Origin of the sequence: Pseudarthrobacter sp. PvP090 (assembly GCF_040547365.1) — a bacterium.
GTDB lineage: Bacteria > Actinomycetota > Actinomycetes > Actinomycetales > Micrococcaceae > Arthrobacter.
Genome location: NZ_JBEPPO010000012.1, coordinates 1 through 17,588 on the forward strand (window position 1 = coordinate 1; position 17,588 = coordinate 17,588).

The following is a 17,588-nucleotide window of genomic DNA, read 5'->3' on the forward strand; positions in this document are numbered from 1 at the left end:
CGGCCCGGCCCACGGCACACCCTCGGCGTCACCACCCCCACCGGCCACACCTACCACTCCACCGCCCCGCCACCGCCGGGAACCCCTGCCCGGCAAGCGGAACCGGACCTGGCCGCGGCAAAAAGCCCAAGCCACCGCCGCCAACGCCGCAGCAGAGCCAACGACCTCCACCAAGCCCGAAAGCAACGCCAACGGGCGGCCTAAACGAACACCCGACAGCCTGACCAACACCCGCACCGTGGACAAACAGCCGTGGAACGCCGCCGCCCTGCCTGACGGAGGTTTCAGCGGCCGGTCAGCGCATGGATGATCCCTTCGAGCGGCCCTCCGGTCAACATCATGAGGAACCCGGCGGCGGGAACGCCCAGCACCCACGTCGCCCGCCGCCGTCGGGCCCTGTCCACCAGCGACCTCAGGACAGCGAAGTCGTGCTGGATTGTATCGGCGTCCCCGGGTTCGGCAGGGCTCCGGTGCCAGGTCCGGGGCACAACGGCCGCCGCCGCAATCCGGGACACTTGTTCCGGGTCCAGCACGTGGGGGCGCCGATTGAGCCAGCGCAACAGCTGCCGCTCCGTGAGCACTTTCACCTGCTCCGGGGCCGCCTTGATCGTCAGCGACCTCGGTGCCACGAGCACCACGACGGCGGTGACATCGACGGCATCGCCCGCCGGGGGTCACGCGGCTGGGCGTCCTCTTTCCGGAAAACTTGCGGAACCCTTGCTTAAGCCGTGCCCTGGGGCTCCAAATCCCGGCCCCGCCCCACCTGAGAATCACTAACCCCTTGCTGCTGCGCTGCCGGGTTCCGATAATTGAGCCCGGGAGCTCGAACGGAGGCAGGACCGTGGACGACGTTAATGCATTTCTCGCGGCCGTCATGCCGCAGTTGACGGCGGCCGAAACGGCGCTGCACAACGGTGACGCCGGACCCCGCAAGGCCATGTGGTCAAGCGTTGATCCCGTGACGCTGTTCGGCGCTGTGATGACCAGAATCGGACGAGATCAAGTGGCGCCGGCCTTCGACCTCCTGGCATCCCGTTTTTCTGACTGCACGTCCTTCCAGTACGAAGTCATCGCGTCCGGCACCAGTGGCGACATCGCCTACATCGTGGGCATTGAGCAAACGACGGCGTCGATCGCCGGCGCAGCACCTTTGCCCTACGCGCTGCGGGTCACCACCGTGTTCCGGCGGGAGGACGGGGAGTGGAAAATCATCCACCGGCACGGCGACGCCCTGCCGGACGGCGACAGCAGCTCGACCCGGCTCCAGCTCGGCCTGCTGGAACAGACCGGCGACAACCCGGACGACGCCGGATAATTTACTGCCCGGGCGCCCGGTAGCTCGGTGTCTTCTTTGCCGCGTCGTCAAGATCCTCCAGCGTCATGAGCGGCTTCAGGCGCACATTCACGGATCCTGTCGAATTGATCATGAGCGACAGCGCGGCGGCGTCGGAGGCCTCCGGAACTTCGAAGACGCCCAGCACGTCGGTCTCCCCAAAGGCGTAGTAGAAACACTCGAGCGAGCCTCCAACAGATTTGAGGGCGTCGACGAGCGCATCACGGCGCTTCGTTCCGCCTTCAAGCATGAGGCCCTTGATGCCCTCACCCACGTAGTTTGCTTCGAACAGATATTTGGCCATGGTCTTTTCCGTCCCGTGATGTCCAGGACTCAGGCATCCGAAGGTGTGCCCAGAACTTTATGCGGGCGGGTCCCGGAGTTGGCTTCCCCAGAGCGGGGCTGTGGCCACATCGTAGGCCCTCCCCCGCGCCCTTTACAACGGGTTTCGGCTGAGTTCCCCGTCCGTCAACAACCGGGGGCGCCGGCTCCTTGCAGCTCAGGAAGCCTTGGGCCGGACGACGAGGACGGGACACGGTGCATGGGTGATGATCTGGGTGGCCGCCGATCCCAGGTCCAGGCCGGGAAATCCGCCGTGTCCGCGGGCGCCAACGACGACGAGATCCGCGTCCTTGGCGGCATTGATTATTGCCGACGCCGGCGAATCACTGTGGACGATCTGCCCGGTGGCCGCTACCCCCTCGCTTTCAGCGGTTTTCAGGGCATCAGCCTGGACCGTCGCTGCGAGTTGTTCCGGGGAATCCTCTGTCACGATTTCGCCGGCCGCCGTTTCCAGGAGCGCTGGAAACCAGGACAGTGGCGGCTTGCTCCAGACCGTGACGAGACGGATATGGCCGTTGCGCTGCCGGGCCTCGTCCATGGCCCATTTCAGTGCAGTTTGCGAATTCTTGGAACCGTCAAAACCAACCACAATCACGAATGAGCCTGTACTGGTCATTGTCTTTCCAATCCCTAGCCTCGGGGGCAGCCTGGATCTTTCAGTCTCGATGACCGTGAAAGTCAGTGTCAAGGTCCGCGCAAACGCGGTGGACGCTCCCGGGTTCCCGGCAAAGACGGACGACGGACCCTATGACAACGCGCCCGGAGCCTCTAGTCTCTAGCCATGAGAGTTGGGGGCGGATGTCGGCGACGGAATTTCCGCCGTCATAGGCGGGATTGCCTGGGCTGCGGAGCCCTACCGCGTGCGGGTGGCTCATGAAGACCGACACACCCCCGAGCCCTGACAACTACGACGCCTTTCTGGCGAGGCTGGACGCAGCCACAACAAGCCTGAGCACGCGGGCGGCGTCGCTGGACAAGGCGCTGGCGGCCGTCTCGTTGCTCCTGGGACCCTACGAATCGGCTGTCAGGAATTGGGAACGACGGCGCCTCACCGTGGACGGGCAGCTCGCCCGGCACTCGGGGTCGCCGCAGTCCTACACCGCGCTGGGCGAACTCCACGACGTGGCGGTCAACATGGAAGCAATGTTCCGGGACCGTGCCCAGCGCATCCGGGACAAGCTGTCAGGGATGCAAGGGCGCCGCGAGGCGATCGACAAGTCACTGCTGGAACTGGAGCTGAGCCGGGTCAAACTGAATTCGTCCCGGCTGCTTTCAGAAGACCGCGAAAAACTCAGCTCGGTCTTTTCTGCACTCGCCGGGTCCACCGTGGCCACCTCAGCCATTCCCGACCTTGGCCTGCTGAACGATCTCAAGGAAGCGCGCAAGGCCGTCGTTCTGGCGGAAGCGCTCATGGACGTGAAGGGGTACTAAACATGGACATTCCGCTGCACGATCAGCCCCCTAAGAGGACAGTCGCTCTTGTCCGATGGTCAAAGAAACCCGGGGAAAACCCCCTGGTCCGATTCGTGGTATCCAGCGTCTTCGCCTTGATCCTTTGCTTCTTCTTGATGATCTTCATTCACGGCCTCAGAACTTTCGGGGCCGTTGTGTTGTTCACAGTCATTGTCTCGGCGCTACTGACGGGACCCACGGTCTCGCGTCAGCGGGCGTTCATGACGGGGCTAACCAAGAGGGTGAATGACACGATCGCCGAGGTGACGGGTACGCCTGGCGACCTGCTGTCGGTCAGGGAGTTCCGGCGCATGGTCAAGAGCGGTGAGCAGCTGCCGCTCGTCGTCGGCGGTGTGCCCGGGTTGAACCTGCACGTGGAGCGGGTTGCATCGGTCGAGACGAATGCCCCCGAGAAGTGGTTTGCGGTCTTCACGGTGGTCCCCCCGGAGATCGGGACCGCCAGTTTTGATCGACTGGTTGCCGCGGCAAGCGACGCACACCCCGGGACCGCGAGCACGGACAATTCCTAGGCTGCGGGCTCGGGGTTCAGGCCCCTGGCGTACGCGGCCTGCCCCGCGTGCTGGAGGCAATCCGCGATCGTGCTGACCAGCCGCACGCCGAGCGTGACGGGCGGATCCCACCGGGTGTCGACGATGCGGTCGAAGTCCTCATCTCCGAGGCTTTTCAGGAACTCCACCGTCTGCCGGTGGACGGCGTCGTAGTAGTCGAACAGGAGGCCCGGCGGTGCCTTCACGGCGTCGACCTGGCTGCTCGAATGGCCGTAGCCGGTGTCGCGCCCAGAAAGCGGCAGGCCGAAGCGGCCGGCGAAATCCTGCGAGGTCCAGACCTGCTCCAGGCCGGCGGCGGAGGCCAACTGCGCGTCCTCGACCCTGCTGAGGTGCCAGATGAGCCAGGCCATCGAGTTCCCCTTGCCTGCGGGCCGGCGAAGCAGTGTCTCGTCGTCGGCCTCTTTGAGGGCGGCGGCCACGGTCTCATGGATCCGGCCAAACGCGTCCAGCAGCAGTTCATTGGATTTCATCGGGTCCCCTCACGGTGCATCGTCGCAGAGCCCTATGTTTGCACGGGCGCCGCACCGGCGGATAGGGCCGAGCAGTGGTCTCACGGGCGTTCTGCGCTATGAGACGGAACTCGACGAAGCCCGGTCCGTCGTCTCACCGTTCCCGTTGGTTTCCGTCGGGGCCAGGCTCCCGTCGTCTTCATAGTGGGTAGCGTTTGCGAGGTGGCGGCCGGCGATGTAGCCGAAGTCAGGGCCGGGCCGAGGTTGATGCCGCCGGCCGGGTAGTGCCCTCCCATGACTGAGGCCTGATCGCTTCCCGCGACGTAAAGTCCAGTGATGGGATTTCCGGCGTTATCCAGGACCCGGACGCGCGAATCGGCAGCGAGGCCAGCGAAGGTGCCAAAGGACCCCGGCACGATTTTTACCGCGTAGAACGGCCCCTTTTCGAGCGGGCGCAGTGACGGGTTCGGGGTGTTTTTCGCGTCCCCGCCATAGCGGTTGAACTCGCTGGCGCCACGGTCGAACAGCGGATCCACCCCTTTCCGCTCGTTCTCGTTGAAGTCAGCCACGGTTTTGGCGAGCCCGTCCGGGCTGATGCCGCAGGCCTCGGCGAGCTCCTCGATGGTGTTGCCCTTTTTCAGGTAGCCGGAGCGCAGGTACGGGAAGAGCGGTACAGGCAGCGGCTTGGCCATGCCCAGCGGGAACTTGCGGACGAAGGCGGCGTCGGCGATCTGCCAGGCTACGACAGGTTCGCCGTCCGGGGTCGCCTTGAGCAAGCCGTCGACGTAGTCGTAGTAGCCATTTGCTTCGTTCGCGAAGCGCCGTCCGTCCGCGCGCACCCCGATGCTGCCCGGCTTGGCCCGGTCCATGATGTGCGGGAACGTCCCGGTACGTCCGCTGCGGTACGGGACCAGTGAGACCGGGCACCATGCGGCCGGGGACTCCACGTCGGTGTCGAAGCGGGCACCGACGGCCCGGGCCATGGTGATGCCGTCGCCGGTGGTTTCCGAAGGTGCCAGTGTCCAAGGCTCGCGGCCGCCAGGTGTCTTAGGGAACAGCGCGGCCCGCCGGGTAACGTCGTTCGGGAAGCCGCCGGCGGCCAGCACGACGCCGAGTCTGGCGTTGATTGTGTAGCTGCCCGTGGGCGAATCCACGACGGCGCCGGTAACGGATCCGGTGTAGTCCGCCAGCAGGCTCCGGGCCGGCGTGGAGACGCGGATCTCCACGCCGAGGTCGTCAGCGGATTTCATGAGCCGGCCGGTGAGCGCGGTGCCGTTGACCAGTTGCATGTTGCGACGGTGGGTGAGGAGATCCAGCATATGCAGGCCCAACCGCCAGGCGGCGTGAAAGAGTCCCTGGATATTGCCCTGCGGAGAGGAACTTGGCCAGGTCCGGTCCTGCCATGATGCCCATGCCAAGGAACGAGGTTTCATAGAGCTGGTGGCGCATCTTGGCACGCAGCTCGGGCCTGATCCTTCGGGCGTTGAAGGGTTTGGGCCCACCGAGCGGTGCCCGGTACCGGCGCCTGGGGTGCTGCCATAGATGTCATTGATTTTGGCACCGGGCACGAACTGCAGGCTGGTCTTGTCCTGGAAGAAGCCAACCATGTGCGGGACCGCCTCAAGGAAGGCGTCCACCCTGTCCTCGTGGTAGTTCCCGCCGAGCCGGTGGCGCAGGTAGGTGCGGAAGAGGTCGCGGTGCTCGTCGACGCCGTCAGCCTTGGCCAGGGGGTTCCCCGGGGTCCAGGCCCAGCCGCCGGACCAGGAGGTGGCACCCCCGCAGACCCCGGCCTTCAACGACTATGACGTTCAGCCCGTGGTAGGCGGCCGTGACCGCGGCGGACAGGCCGCCGGCCCCGGAGCCCACCACCAGGACATCACAGCGGTCGATCCCGCTTCGCCGGATCCCCTCCCCCACGGCGGCCTCATTGGCGTAGTTCTCGGCCGTGTCGATGTGCCGGTACCCGCTGCCGCTGGCCTGAGCCACCGCGGCGGTGGCGTCCTCGCCCGCCAGCGGCCACGTGCCCAGCCCGATGAGCGGGATGCGGACGCCGGGGTTCAGTTCCGCCGTCGTGGCATCTTCCATGGTTCCATTCATCGGTGGCCTGCTCCCTGGAGATTTCCTGTTTCCCTGAGCGTGGTAGCAGTAGCCAGCACCGCGTCCAGCCCTGATTTGAGCCGTCGCGCCCAGCCAAGCCCTCCGAGTTCAGCAACGCGGCGGTCCGACGGCGTCTCCGCACTCAGCGGGAGGCCATCCGGAAGGGCGGCTACGACTGCGGCAAGGTCGAAGTCGCCTTCGCCGGGCACCGCCCGTTCCGAGCGGGACTCGATAACGAGGCCCTCGCCGTTCGAAGGCCGCCGAGTCGGTCCGTCACACAGCTGGAGCAGTGGAACCAGCCACTCGCCGCCGGGTGGAAGGCCTTCGCAGCTGATCAGGACCCGGGCGCCGTCGTACTCCTCGATGGTCGATCCGAGCCGGATCCGCACCCGGGGGTTGGCCGTCAGCCGGGGCACCGTCAGGATCTTGGCGCGACGTCCGGATTCGGGGGCGATAACACCTTGGGGGCCGACCAGGAGCACCGCTGCCCCGCGGTCCGCAAGCGTGTCCGCGACGCTCATGGCGACGGAGTCGGCGCCCCAGATGGTCACCGCCCCGGGGACGGCGGCGCCGATGGAAGCGCTGGGGTCGAGAATCTCCGGACGCGCAGCGGGTAAGACGCGCAGCGGGTAAAGGGTCAGGTTGGCCGTTATCCTGTGTCAGCAGTTGGGTGAGTCGAACTCGTAGGCCCCCGAATCGGCAGCGGCCGTCCCGTTGCAGTCTCCGTCCTGGGGCACCGCGCGTCCGGCGAGGTCGAAGGCGGACGGGCTCGCTCCGGCGCGGTCGATGGCCGGGCTGGTCGCGGTCAGGTGGAGATCGCCCGGTGCGTTCACGAAGCGCGCAGACGCAATGGTGGACGTGCTGTTCGGCACGAAGTTGACCGGACCGTTGAGGACGTTCTGCCTTTCGGTCCAGCCCGAGCCATTAATCCACAAGGAGTTCTTGACCCCTACCAGGATGTTGCCGCGGATCACGGTCGATGAAGGGCAGCTCGCATGGCAGACAATCGCCTGGGACTGCGGCCCGCTCAGGTAGATGGTATTGAACTCAAAAACGGTGCCGTTCGTGGGCCCGAAAGAGGTCCCCGGTCCCCGGGCGATCAAGCCTTTGGCCTGGCCGCAGTTGGCACCACACGTCGACCGGACCAGGTTGTAGCGATAGATGTTGCCGTCAGCAGTTCCGGAGGACTTTCCGATCTCGGAGAAGTTGTTGTTGTCCAGGGACACATTGTGATGAATGTAGTTCCGGTTGCCGTTGTAGATTTCGAAAGAACCGCCGTCGCGCTTGTAGTCGTAGGAAAACGCCGTGGAGCCGCTGACCGTGTTGCCCGAAAGCTCGTTGTCGTTGCCGTTGATCAGCACCCCGGAAGCTCCGGAGTCGTCATTGCAGTTCACGGCCTGGGGTGTTCCGCAGTTCGTGCCCTGCGTCAGGACGTTCATGATGTTGTTGTTCGTCAGTACGTTGCCGGTGTATTTCCCGAAGTCAGACCCGGTCCCTGCCTTGATGCCCACGGCGTTGTTGGAGGCGCTGGAGTTCCGAACCGTGTTGCGGTCGCCGGTGATACTGATGCCCGCATAGCCGCAGGAAACGCCGCGAAGTCCGTGAACTGTGGTGAAGTTGCCGTTGATCCTGATGCAGTTTCCTGACTTGCCGCCCGTGATGGTCGGGGCGTTGCCGGTCCCGTAGCCGTTCAGGGTGATGGGCGCGGTCTCAGTGCCGCTCTGGTTGGCCACAATGCCGCCGGTCCAGGTGTCGCCCCTGCGGAAACTGACGGTGTCGCCCGGCTTGAGGACGATGGAGTTGATCTTTGCCAGTGACTTCCACGGTGCAGCGCTTGAGGTTCCCGCATTGGTGTCGCTCCCCGCGGCACTGACGAAGTAGGTCGCACCCGCGGCCTGGGCCGGCGCAGAGAGGCCCACCACCAACCAGCTGACCGTGAGGAGGGGCGTGAGTACGGCGGTGATGGCGGAGGTGAACTTCATGACGATCCTCGCGGGGTTGCTGGTGAACGGAGGAGAGCTCCGCGGTCCTGGGCTGCGTCTGGTCCGGCGCTTCGACGATGAATAGACACGGGTCATCCGTCGAACCTACTGAGCGTAGGTTGTGAAAAAGTGGGCCCGGTCCGAAACTGTTGGTGTCCAGGGCTCATCGAAAGCGATTGTTGTGTGGAGTTGGTCTTGTCCCGTCCGAATGGCGGTGTCAACATCTAAGGGAAACGACAGCAGGACCATCCGGTTCGGGTGAGGTGCAGTCCGGCGCGACGCCTCTACGGTCAGGACATGGGCGGCATAGGTTCGACGGCGGCACGCCAGTGCCGGCGTTCTGACCAGCGGGTGGCCTGCGGCAGCGTGAACATAATTTTAGAGCGTGGCATACGGGGGGAAGATGGCGCCGACGAATCGAGCAGGATCGAAGTCACGTGCTGGCCTGCGAGCGCTCGTGGGGTACTTCTCGGTAAGCGTGACCTGCGGCGTCCTGGCCGCCAGCCTCGTGGTCCCCGCCGTCGCCGGGGCCGGCGTGGCGCTCCGGGAATCGGTCGGGTTCTTCAACGGCCTCCCCGGGGAACTGACCGTCGACCCGCCATCGCAATCGACCAAGGTCCTGACCGCTGACGGGAAGACGATCGCCACTTTCTACGCCGAGAACCGGGTGAAAGTCAGCCTGGACCACATGTCCCCGTACATCAAGGACGCAATTGTCGCCATCGAAGACCGCCGCTTCTACGAGCACGCCGGCGTCGACCCCCAGGGAATTCTTCGGGCCCTGGCGTCCAACCTGACCAGTGGGGGCCGACAGGGGGCGTCGACCCTGACCCAGCAGTACGTCAACAATGTCCTCAACGAGTCCCTGGTGTCGGCGGACAAGGGCGACCGGATTGTCCTCAACGGGCAGAAGAGCATCGGCGACAAGGTGCGTGAGATGCGGCTCGCGATCGAGCTGGAGAAAAAGTACACCAAGGATCAGATCCTTGAGGGCTACCTCAATATCGTGTTCTTCAGCCGGGATGCCTACGGCATTGAGGCCGCGTCGCGCCACTTCTTCAGCACTACCGCCAAGAACCTCACCCTGCCGCAGGCCGCACTCCTCGCCGGCCTGGTGAAGAGTCCCAGCTTCTACAATCCCGCGGTCCATCCGGACAACGCCATCCAACGACGCAACCACGTGCTCGACGCAATGCTGGAACTCGACAGGATCACCCAGTCGGAATACGACGCCGCCGTCGCCACCGGGGTGGAACTCACCCTCGCGCCGGGGAGGCAGGGCTGCGCCGGCGCGGAAATGGCACCGTACTTCTGCGACTACGTCTCGCACCTCATCCTGAACAACCCGGCCTACGGCGTCGACCTCGCCTCCCGGGTGAGGAAGCTGTACCGCGGTGGCCTGACCATCACCACTACGCTGGATAGCCGGCTGCAGCAGGCCGCGCAGGCACAGGTTGATGCCACGGCCGGGGCCAACCCGGACAAGTGGGGTGCGTCGCTGGTTTCCGTCGGGCCGGGGACGGGAAAAATCCTCGCGATGGCCCAAAACACCGTGTTCCTCCCCGAGCCAGGGAAGTTCGATACCCAACTGAATTTCAATGTTGATTCCAAGGACGCTGAAGGCAACGATCTGAACGGCGCCGGCGGTTTTCAACCCGGGTCCACCATGAAACCGTTCACCTTGGCGCAATGGCTCAACGAGGGCAGGTCCCTGACCGACACGGTGGATGCCTCCCGGCGCTCATATCCGCTCGGTTTCCCCTGGAAATCCACCTGCGGCAAGGTGCTCGGCGCTTACAGCACGAAACAGAAGATCCTTGGGGCGGCGGACGACCTGCAGAACAATGACGCCGGCTACTACCGGCCCATGCGCGTCGATTACGGGCTGTATAACTCCATCAACACCGCTACCTTCGCGGAGGCCGCCAAGCTGGATTTCTGCGGAATCCAAAAGATGGTGGATGCGGCCGGAATCCACAGCGGGCTGGATAACGCACAGGTGAACATGCATCAACTGGGCAATCTGCTGGGGGCGATCGGGGTGGCGCCGCTCGTGCTGGCCAATGCCTTTGCCACGTTCGCCAATGACGGCCGGTTCTGCGAGCCCGTCGCTCTGGTGGAGGTGACCGATGCAGCAGGTAAGCAGCTCCCGGCCCAGACTGCGTCCTGCCGTGATGCCATCAAGCCCGACGTTGCCCGCGGGGTCAACTCCGTGCTGCAGGACGTGCTGAAAAAGGGCTCCGGCGTGTACATCAAGCCCAAGGTCCACACCAGTTTCCCGGTCGCTGCCAAGACCGGCACCTCCAACACCAATGGCGCCACCTGGGTGGTCGGCTACACCAGCGGCTTAGCCACCGCCTCGTTCTTCGGCGATGCCCTGGAAGGTCAGAAACGGCCCGGGCAGAACGTCACCGTCAACGGCAAGTTCTACAAGAGCATCGACGGCTACATGCTCGCTGGCCCGCAGTGGGCGAACTACATGCTCGAGGTCGCCGGGCTGTACCCTGCCGGGGCGTTCCCGCCGCCGCCCGAGGCGAAGACCAAGAAGCCTGATCGGCGGGAGCCTGTTCGGCGGGATTCTGGTCGGGGCTAGGCGGCACGCGGCCCGGCGGATCGTCCGACGCGCACCGGGTACGGAAGCAGCACTTTTGACGTGAAGCCTTTGCGCAGATGTGAAGACCGTGGCAGTTTTCACGGCGCCAGAAACAACGGGCGACGGCAGGAGTTTCCCGCCGTCGTCCGTCCGTTTCACGCGCCCGCCGTCAGTTGACGTGGTTGCCCAGTTCGCGCAGCGGGGTCTTGCTGGTTTCGCGGGCCCACGCAGCGCCGGCGGCGGCCAGCACTGAGGATGCTGCGACGATCCACGCCGCAGGGCCCCAGTTGGCCTTGTCCGCTCCGACCAGTGCGGTGGCGAGCAGCGGGGTGAAGCCGGCGCAGAGGATGCCGACCTGCAGGCCGATAGCCATTCCGGAGTAACGGACCTTGACGTTGAACAGTTCCGAGAACCACGCGGGGTAGACGGAGTTGGAGGCCGCGTAGGTGCCCGCCGTGATCAGGGTGCTGGCCAGGAAGATCATGGGGATGTTGCCGGTGGAGATGACGGAGAAGTACACGAAGATCATCAGCCCGGAGCCCACGACGCCGGTGATGAAGACAGTACGGCGGCCGAACTTGTCCGAGAGGCGGGCGAAGAGCGGCTGGCTCACTATCGCGATCACGTTGCCGACGATGCTGACCCACAACATGGTGGACGCATTGACTCCGACGGAGACGGCGTACGCCAGTCCGAACGACTGCATGAAGGTGTTCGTGACCACCTGGAACGACATGAGGGCGACCTGGAAGAACTGGGCCGGGTGGGTCTTGAACATTTTGGCGAAGGGCAGTTTCACGAGCTCGCCGTGGTCGTGCTTTTCCTCGAAAACCTCTGGTTCCTCCAGCGTGCGACGGACGAGATACGCGACGAGCAGGACGAGAATGGAGGACCAGAACGGGATGCGCCAGCCCCAGGCGAGCCGGTCGGCTTCGCTCATGGCGGCGACCGGGAGGAATGCCAATGAGGCCAGCACGATGCCGAAGGAGATGCCGCTCATCGCGAAGCTGGCAAAGAAGCCTCGGCGTCCGGCGGGGGCCTCTTCCATGGTCAGTGCCGATGCGCCAGCCGTTTCGGCGCCCGCGGAGAGGCCCTGCATGAGGCGCAGCAGCACCAGCATGGCCGGTGCCCAGTAGCCGGCGGTGCTGAAGTCGGGCAGCATGCCGATGAGGAAGGTTGCCGCTCCCATCAGGACCAGGGTCATAACCAGTGTGTTTTTGCGGCCGATCTTGTCGCCAAGGTGGCCGAACAGCACAGCGCCGAAGGGCCGCGCGACGTAGGCGACACCGAAGGTCGCGAAGGAAGCCAGCAGCGCCACAGTTGGGTCCCCAGCGGGGAAGAAGATCTTCGAGAAGATCAGCGATGCCGCGGTGGCATAGATGAAGAAGTCGTAGTACTCGAGGGCGCCGCCCAGGAACGCGGCCAGGGCAGCCTTCCTGGCCCGCTTGAGCTTGCGCTCTTCCTCGACGACCGTGGGGCTGGTTGCGAGCTTGGTCATGGTGCTGGTCCTTCCGCACTGAAAGACGGTGGTGGGTGATCGGGAGTTTGTGATGTGTGCGCATTCCGTACAGCTGTGCGGTATGCGACTATTGAATAGCATACCGCAGCGTGAGGTGACTCACAACGACTTATTGCTTCGCCCTGCGGCTCCACCACTCTGAAAGGCGGCACCATGGACTACCAGACACTGGCCTCCCGGCTGTTCCTCATCGGCTCAGAAGCTTCGCAGGCCATGTCGCCCGGGCTGTGGAACCCCGTCCTCGAGCAACTCGGGGGCCGCTGGAGCTACGAGGCCTGGGACGTCCCGCGGGACGTCCCGATGTCCGTGGTCCGCGTCCGGCTGCTGGAATCCGACGTCGTCGCCGCCAATGTCACCATGCCCCACAAGCAGTGGGCCGCCCTGGCCGCTGACGCTGTGACCGAAGCCGTCCGGCTTAGCGGTGCCTCCAACTTGCTGATCCGGGACGGCCGGAGGCTGGCCGCGCACAACACCGACGTTGCCGCCGTCGCCGAATTGCTCGGCGGGCGGCACCAGCGGCATGCGGTCATGCTGGGGGCCGGAGGTGCCGCCCGCGCAGCCCTCGTGGCGCTCAAGGGGCTGACCGGCCGGGTCACCATCGCCGACCGGGACCCGGAGGCGGCGCGGCAGCTGCTCGTGCTCGCCGGGAGCCTGGGCATGGACGCGGCGACCGCCTCGTGGGCGGACGCCCAGGAACAGGCGTCCCGAGCCTCACTGATCATCAACGCGACGCCGGTTGGCAAAGGGAGCAACGACGCTCCGGTCTGGGGCGCGGCCCGGCTGGCCGGTGACGCCTTCGTCTACGACTTCGTCTATGCCGGACACGTGTCCGGCACAATTGCTGCCGCGAGGGAACAGGGGCTGGATTGTGCCGACGGCTGGGACCACCTGCGCGCCCAGGCAGCCGCCATGATCCCGCTCCTGGATCTGGCGCCGCAGACGAATGCGCTGCTGCAGCGCAGGCTCGCCGCCATCCAGACAAAGAGCTGACAAACAGCCCACTCCGTGACGCAAGCGCCGCCGTCGTGGTTCCGGGCCTTATATGATCGAAAACAGACCTGCAGACTTTCGGCATCTGCCGGGCCCACGTGCAGGTTCAGGGAGAGACAGGAAGTCCATGGAGGAGCAACCGGCCTATTTTGTGAAGTCAGTGGAAAAGGCCTTTGACGTCCTGCTCGCCTTTACCCCGGACACTCCCCGGCTGACCGTCTCCCAGATCGCCACCCAGGCGGACATGACCCGGGCCTCGGCGCGGCGCTTCCTGCTGACACTGACGGACCTGGGCTACCTTCGCGCCGACGGCGCGCACTTCGAGCTGACGCCCCGCTCACTGTCCATCGGCCAATCTTTCCTGGCGAACCTGGCGCTCCCGAGGGTGGCGGAGCCCCACCTGAAGTCCCTGGCCGCGCGGCTCAACGAAACAACCTCGCTGTGCATCCTCGACGGCACCGACGTGGTCTATGTGGCGTGTGTGCCCTCGCCGCGGCTGCTCAGCGTCTCCATCAGCGTGGGCACGCGGTTCCCCGCCTGGGCGACCTCGATGGGCCGCGTCCTCCTGGCGGCCCTCTCAGAACCTGAACTGCGGGCGTACTTCGACTCGGTCCAGCTGCAGCGCTTCACCGACCGTTCTATCGGAAGCGTCGACCAGCTCCGGTCCGAGATCGATGCGGCCCGGGCCAAAGGCTGGTCGATGGTGTCCCAGGAACTGGAGGAGGGCCTGCGCGGCGTGGCCGTCCCGGTCTGGCGGGGAAACGACGTCGTCGCGGCGGTTAACGTGTCCCTGCAGACGCACCGCGCGCCCGCCGAAGCCATCGAAAAGACAATCGTGCCCCTTCTTCAGGAAACCGCGCGGCAGATCGGCAATGACTATGGCGGACGGAAGGCCGGAGCGTCCACGACTGCAGTGCGAGGTTAGTGCGAAATAGCGGTGGCGCTCCAGCTGGAGAGTATTCGCATGGCATAGGCGGTAGCGGATCCGGGCTCGACGGTGTAGACGAGCATGACCAGGCCCGGGTCTGTTGAGAGTTCGAATGATTCGTAGCCGAATTCCAGGTCGCCGGCGGCGGAGTGCGTCAGCATCTTTGCTCCGGACCGGTAGCGGAAGACATCGTGGGAGGCCCAGAGCGAGCGGAACTCCTCGCTTTGGGTCGAGAGGGTGCCGATGATCTGGATCAGCTCTTTGTCGTAGGGGTCCCGGGCCGTTGCGGCGTGAAGGAGAGCGACGACGTTGTGTTTGGCGGTGTCGAGGTCGCGGTGGAACCGTGCGGCGCGTGAGTCCAGGAAGAGGTATTGCGCGTAGTTGAAGCGGTCCCGTGATCCGTCCTCGGGCAGGGAATACAGGGCACGGCCGATCCGGTTCGACGCGAGGCGGTCCAACCGTGCGTTCTGCACGAAGGCCGGGGCGTCGATGGAGTCGAGGACGCTCTGGATGACGGGCCTGACGGTGGTCCGGTTGGAGGGCTTTCGTCACGGGCCACGGCGCTGGGTGAGCCGGGCGAGGTCCAGGAGGTGGTCGCGTTCGTCCTCGTCGAGCTGCAGGGCGCGGGCGATTGCTTCGATGACTTCGCGGGATGCGCCGGAGATCTTTCCGCGTTCGAGCCGTGCGTAGTAGTCCACGCTGACGCCGGCGAGATGCGCGACTTCTTCGCGTCGTAGGCCGGGGACGCTCGGGCTCCGCTTTAGAGCGGGACACCGGCATGCTCGGGGGTGAGTTGGGCGCGGCGGGAAGTGAGAAAGCTGCTGATCTCGGCTCAGGAATCCATAAGTTTAAGGGTAGGCCTGGCTCCTCGCTGTCTGGCAGGACCTGCCTGACCATGTCTCACTGGGTCCTTCCGCGCGCATGGGAAGTGCGGGACCGTCGAATAGGCGGAGCGCTCCGGCTCCCAACACGACCCCGCGCAGCACCCACCGTCGCAGCAGCATTGTCGGTGTCCGCGTTCAACGGAGGAACCGCGGTCGGCGCCTGGCTCGGAGCATCGGCGCTCGAATCGACTTTGGGTGTCCTCGGCCCGCTGACCGTCGCCATCATCATGGCAGTTCTCGGTCTCCTGACTCTCCTGGCCATGGCCCTCATGCGAGCGACAAGCGACGAGAAGGCCAGACCGAACGCGTAACCGACCTGGCAGAGAGTTGTTGCGCTGATGGACGTCACGCCTTTCCGAAGACCCACCCTCCACCATGCCGACGAACTTGGGTCCGTGCTGTACCGGCTCCAGGCCACACTGTGGCGGATCGCGGAGGAGCCTGCGGCAGTCGTCAGAAAGTGATGTCAGCGAGGTTTTCGTTGACTTCGTCCACGTCGAAGGCTTTGGGGTCCAGCGTGTCGCCCGGCTGCATTCCCAGCCACTCCCGGTATTCCTGGTGGTCTTCGTGGTGCGGATCGTTGACCGCCTGGACAATGTTCGCCCAGCCCCAGGTGCCGCCGCTGTCCTCCGCCGGCGCCATGCCGCGTCCCGCGGTGCACCGCGGAAGCTGCCCGCCGCCGTCGTCCGCCAAAGTCTTCTCCACTTTGATTGCGAGCACCCAGTTGTCGCCAAAGTCATACGTGTAGCCCATGGTGCTGCCCACGGCCGGCAGCAGTTCTCCGACAGTGGCCGACGACTCGTCGCGGGAAGCATCGCCGTCGAACTCGTCCTCACCGTCCGGGTCCGCGGGCGCATAGGCGGTGCCACGGAATCCCCCGATCCGGAACTCATGCAGGTGATAGTCGAGCCAGCCGAACGCTGCCTGGATCACCTGGTGCAGCTGAGGGAGCGGCATTCCGGCCGGAACGAGCACACGCCGCCAGATTGGCGGCTTCGAATCGTTGAGCGTGATTTTCAGCTGCAGAATCGGCGTTCCGGCCAGCCGTGGCGACTCGCGGGCCACGGACAGCGCCGGGGCCGGAGCGGCAGCCTCCGGAGCGGCCCCGCCCTGCTCGAAGGGTGCGAAATCGGCATCGTCCGGGGCGTCCCCGAGTCCCAGGTCAGCCAGCACCCAGTCGTCGTCGAAAACGTTCGCGATGCACCGGATGAGGGCCGGTGGAACCCGGAAGTGCGTGTCGATGGTCAGCAGCCCCAGCTCCGCGAGCTCTTCGAGACGGCTGATGGCGACGCCGGTCAGGAGATCCGCCGTTGCCCGCTCCGCAGGCGGCGCGTGGTCCGGGGCCGCGAGGATCCGCGCCTTCTCCGGCGGGTCCGCTGTCGCCGCGGCGAGCAGCAGCGATGCCTGCATTGCCGAGAGCGTCCGTTCCCACGGCTGCGCCGGATCCGATGCGAGCACCGCCGTTTCCAGGAACTGGTCTACGAAGAACACGAGGTCCTCCAGCCGTTCGGAAGGCCCTCCGGCCAGGAACACGCCGGAATCCGCCGAGGGAACGACCTTCGTCGAGCTGATCTCAATGAGCTCGGCCGCCTCCAGCGCGTTCCAGAGCTGGGCCAGCAGCGGCACCTCGTACATGCTCCGGACCGTGGGCACGGGGCCGCCCGGACCTGCCGTCCCCGGCAGCGGGGAGGCGGGCCCCTTCGTGCCACCCTTGACGGCGACGCCGACGCAGGCAGCGGCCGCTTCAAGGTCCCGCAAGCGCAGCGCGCCGGTGGCCGTGACAGGCTTCCCCTCACCGATCCACTGCAGCAGCGCCGTGGTCCGCCGGATAAGCGGCAGCTCGGAGAAGGCCGCCAGGACTTCCTCATCAGGGATGTCCGGCACGTCGACGAAACCCCCGCCGTCGTCGTCCTGGCCGGTGGTGTCGAGGAAGTCCATGACTGCCGCCAGCTGTTCCGCTGAACCGCTCCACCGGCCGGTCTCGACGAGGAATTCGACGAAGGCGCCGATGGAGTGGACGACGTACGTGCTGCTCTCGATGTCGCCCGCGTCGCCGTCCGTGGCGCCGGCGGGTCCGGCGTCATCCAACGTGGCAATGATTTCCTCCGAGACGGCGACCGACAGTCCAAGAGGTTCAAGGCTTGTCACGTCGGCCGCGGGCGTCGTATCCATGTAGCGGCCCAGGACGGCCTTGATCGGCTCCAGGCATTCCAGAGCGGCAACCGCCGAGCCGGGTGAGACCTCCTCGAACCACCGGACAAATGCCGGTGTGAGCGCGTCCACGGCACGGTCGGCCCGGACAGCGCTTAGGGATTGGGGTGCGGAGGCGCGGCCACCGGGACCGCCCGCGCCCTTCCCCTTGTGCCGGTTCCTGCCATTCCTGCTCATGGTTCCCCCGCCTGCGTGCGAATTGGTATTACGACGACGGTACTAACCCTGCGGGCGGCGTG

Annotated in this window: 17 protein-coding genes and 2 pseudogenes; 8 read left to right on the forward strand and 11 right to left on the reverse strand. The window is 65.6% G+C overall.

Annotated elements, in window-relative coordinates; genetic code table 11:
• A pseudogene (locus ABIC21_RS14370) lies at positions 1-204 on the forward strand (HNH endonuclease); the annotation flags it as partial.
• A gap of 80 nt (positions 205-284) precedes the next feature.
• Here ABIC21_RS14370 and ABIC21_RS14375 read toward each other — a convergent pair.
• Complete coding sequence (locus ABIC21_RS14375; RefSeq protein WP_354351075.1) at positions 285-629, reverse strand: hypothetical protein; 345 nt, start codon at positions 627-629, stop codon at positions 285-287.
• 212 nt (positions 630-841) lie between these two features.
• On the opposite strand from ABIC21_RS14375, the gene ABIC21_RS14380 reads away from it, so the two are divergent.
• Positions 842-1,315 carry a YybH family protein gene (locus tag ABIC21_RS14380; protein WP_354351076.1) on the forward strand — a complete coding sequence of 158 codons (474 nt, stop codon included), beginning with the start codon at positions 842-844 and terminating at the stop codon, positions 1,313-1,315.
• 1 nt (position 1,316) lies between these two features.
• On the opposite strand, the gene ABIC21_RS14385 is transcribed toward ABIC21_RS14380, so the two are convergent.
• Entirely contained in the window at positions 1,317-1,637 is a 321-nt protein-coding gene (locus ABIC21_RS14385; protein ID WP_354351077.1) for a GYD domain-containing protein, read from the reverse strand.
• A 195-nt stretch (positions 1,638-1,832) separates the two neighbouring features.
• Positions 1,833-2,291: a universal stress protein gene (locus ABIC21_RS14390; protein ID WP_354351078.1), complete on the reverse strand. Its 459-nt coding sequence runs from the start codon at positions 2,289-2,291 to the stop codon at positions 1,833-1,835.
• A 257-nt stretch (positions 2,292-2,548) separates the two neighbouring features.
• Here ABIC21_RS14390 and ABIC21_RS14395 point away from each other — a divergent pair, with 257 nt between their 5' ends.
• Both ABIC21_RS14395 and ABIC21_RS14400 read left to right on the forward strand, forming a co-directional pair.
• Positions 2,549-3,106 (forward strand): hypothetical protein, encoded by a 558-nt coding sequence (locus ABIC21_RS14395; protein ID WP_354351079.1) that lies wholly within the window; start codon positions 2,549-2,551, stop codon positions 3,104-3,106.
• Positions 3,107-3,108: 2 nt separating this feature from the next.
• Positions 3,109-3,657, forward strand: coding sequence for a hypothetical protein (locus ABIC21_RS14400; RefSeq protein ID WP_354351080.1), 549 nt, complete (start codon positions 3,109-3,111; stop codon positions 3,655-3,657).
• Here ABIC21_RS14400 and ABIC21_RS14405 read toward each other — a convergent pair.
• The 4 genes and pseudogenes from ABIC21_RS14405 to ABIC21_RS14420 form a co-directional block, all read right to left on the reverse strand.
• Positions 3,654-4,166 carry a mycothiol transferase gene (locus ABIC21_RS14405; protein ID WP_354351081.1) on the reverse strand — a complete coding sequence of 171 codons (513 nt, stop codon included), beginning with the start codon at positions 4,164-4,166 and terminating at the stop codon, positions 3,654-3,656. The two genes, ABIC21_RS14400 and ABIC21_RS14405, sit on opposite strands and share 4 nt — an antisense overlap.
• An 80-nt stretch (positions 4,167-4,246) precedes the next feature.
• Positions 4,247-6,242: pseudogene (locus ABIC21_RS14410) on the reverse strand (aldo/keto reductase).
• The gene (locus ABIC21_RS14415; RefSeq protein WP_354351082.1) at positions 6,239-6,793 is read right to left on the reverse strand and encodes a hypothetical protein; all 555 of its coding nucleotides are present in this window, start codon (positions 6,791-6,793) and stop codon (positions 6,239-6,241) included. The pseudogene ABIC21_RS14410 and the gene ABIC21_RS14415 overlap by 4 nt, the downstream one beginning before the upstream one ends.
• A 108-nt stretch (positions 6,794-6,901) precedes the next feature.
• On the reverse strand, positions 6,902-8,224 hold the full coding sequence (locus ABIC21_RS14420) for a hypothetical protein (protein WP_354351083.1): 1,323 nt from the start codon (positions 8,222-8,224) through the stop codon (positions 6,902-6,904).
• A gap of 403 nt (positions 8,225-8,627) precedes the next feature.
• Here ABIC21_RS14420 and ABIC21_RS14425 point away from each other — a divergent pair, with 403 nt between their 5' ends.
• Entirely contained in the window at positions 8,628-10,817 is a 2,190-nt protein-coding gene (locus ABIC21_RS14425) for a transglycosylase domain-containing protein (RefSeq protein ID WP_354351230.1), read from the forward strand.
• 169 nt (positions 10,818-10,986) lie between these two features.
• On the opposite strand, the gene ABIC21_RS14430 is transcribed toward ABIC21_RS14425, so the two are convergent.
• Positions 10,987-12,315 (reverse strand): MFS transporter, encoded by a 1,329-nt coding sequence (locus ABIC21_RS14430; RefSeq protein WP_354351084.1) that lies wholly within the window; start codon positions 12,313-12,315, stop codon positions 10,987-10,989.
• A 174-nt stretch (positions 12,316-12,489) separates the two neighbouring features.
• Here ABIC21_RS14430 and ABIC21_RS14435 point away from each other — a divergent pair, with 174 nt between their 5' ends.
• On the forward strand, positions 12,490-13,326 hold the full coding sequence (locus ABIC21_RS14435; RefSeq protein ID WP_354351085.1) for a shikimate dehydrogenase family protein: 837 nt from the start codon (positions 12,490-12,492) through the stop codon (positions 13,324-13,326).
• A gap of 127 nt (positions 13,327-13,453) precedes the next feature.
• A complete protein-coding gene (locus ABIC21_RS14440) occupies positions 13,454-14,251 on the forward strand; it encodes an IclR family transcriptional regulator domain-containing protein (RefSeq protein WP_354351086.1) in 798 nt (265 codons plus the stop codon).
• Here the strand turns inward: ABIC21_RS14440 and ABIC21_RS14445 are convergent.
• Positions 14,248-14,727 (reverse strand): MmyB family transcriptional regulator, encoded by a 480-nt coding sequence (locus tag ABIC21_RS14445; protein WP_354351087.1) that lies wholly within the window; start codon positions 14,725-14,727, stop codon positions 14,248-14,250. The genes ABIC21_RS14440 and ABIC21_RS14445 overlap by 4 nt on opposite strands.
• 75 nt (positions 14,728-14,802) lie before the next feature.
• Positions 14,803-14,952: a helix-turn-helix domain-containing protein gene (locus ABIC21_RS14450; RefSeq protein ID WP_354351088.1), complete on the reverse strand. Its 150-nt coding sequence runs from the start codon at positions 14,950-14,952 to the stop codon at positions 14,803-14,805.
• Between the two features lie 197 nt (positions 14,953-15,149).
• Here ABIC21_RS14450 and ABIC21_RS14455 point away from each other — a divergent pair, with 197 nt between their 5' ends.
• Complete coding sequence (locus tag ABIC21_RS14455) at positions 15,150-15,449, forward strand: hypothetical protein (RefSeq protein WP_354351089.1); 300 nt, start codon at positions 15,150-15,152, stop codon at positions 15,447-15,449.
• Positions 15,450-15,591: 142 nt separating this feature from the next.
• On the opposite strand, the gene ABIC21_RS14460 is transcribed toward ABIC21_RS14455, so the two are convergent.
• Positions 15,592-17,526 carry a plasmid pRiA4b ORF-3 family protein gene (locus ABIC21_RS14460; protein ID WP_354351090.1) on the reverse strand — a complete coding sequence of 645 codons (1,935 nt, stop codon included), beginning with the start codon at positions 17,524-17,526 and terminating at the stop codon, positions 15,592-15,594.
• Positions 17,527-17,588: the final 62 nt, after the last annotated feature.

Bases quoted from the DNA above. Each gene is read 5' to 3' on its own strand.
- ABIC21_RS14385 (WP_354351077.1), bottom strand. From the start codon at position 1,637: ATGGCCAAATATCTGTTCGAAGCAAACTACGTGGGTGAGGGCATCAAG.
- ABIC21_RS14390 (WP_354351078.1), bottom strand. From the start codon at position 2,291: ATGACCAGTACAGGCTCATTCGTGATTGTGGTTGGTTTTGACGGTTCC.
- ABIC21_RS14395 (WP_354351079.1), top strand. From the start codon at position 2,549: ATGAAGACCGACACACCCCCGAGCCCTGACAACTACGACGCCTTTCTG.
- ABIC21_RS14400 (WP_354351080.1), top strand. From the start codon at position 3,109: ATGGACATTCCGCTGCACGATCAGCCCCCTAAGAGGACAGTCGCTCTT.
- ABIC21_RS14405 (WP_354351081.1), bottom strand. From the start codon at position 4,166: ATGAAATCCAATGAACTGCTGCTGGACGCGTTTGGCCGGATCCATGAG.
- ABIC21_RS14420 (WP_354351083.1), bottom strand. From the start codon at position 8,224: ATGAAGTTCACCTCCGCCATCACCGCCGTACTCACGCCCCTCCTCACG.
- ABIC21_RS14425 (WP_354351230.1), top strand. From the start codon at position 8,628: ATGGCGCCGACGAATCGAGCAGGATCGAAGTCACGTGCTGGCCTGCGA.
- ABIC21_RS14430 (WP_354351084.1), bottom strand. From the start codon at position 12,315: ATGACCAAGCTCGCAACCAGCCCCACGGTCGTCGAGGAAGAGCGCAAG.
- ABIC21_RS14435 (WP_354351085.1), top strand. From the start codon at position 12,490: ATGGACTACCAGACACTGGCCTCCCGGCTGTTCCTCATCGGCTCAGAA.
- ABIC21_RS14440 (WP_354351086.1), top strand. From the start codon at position 13,454: ATGGAGGAGCAACCGGCCTATTTTGTGAAGTCAGTGGAAAAGGCCTTT.
- ABIC21_RS14455 (WP_354351089.1), top strand. From the start codon at position 15,150: ATGTCTCACTGGGTCCTTCCGCGCGCATGGGAAGTGCGGGACCGTCGA.
- ABIC21_RS14460 (WP_354351090.1), bottom strand. From the start codon at position 17,526: ATGAGCAGGAATGGCAGGAACCGGCACAAGGGGAAGGGCGCGGGCGGT.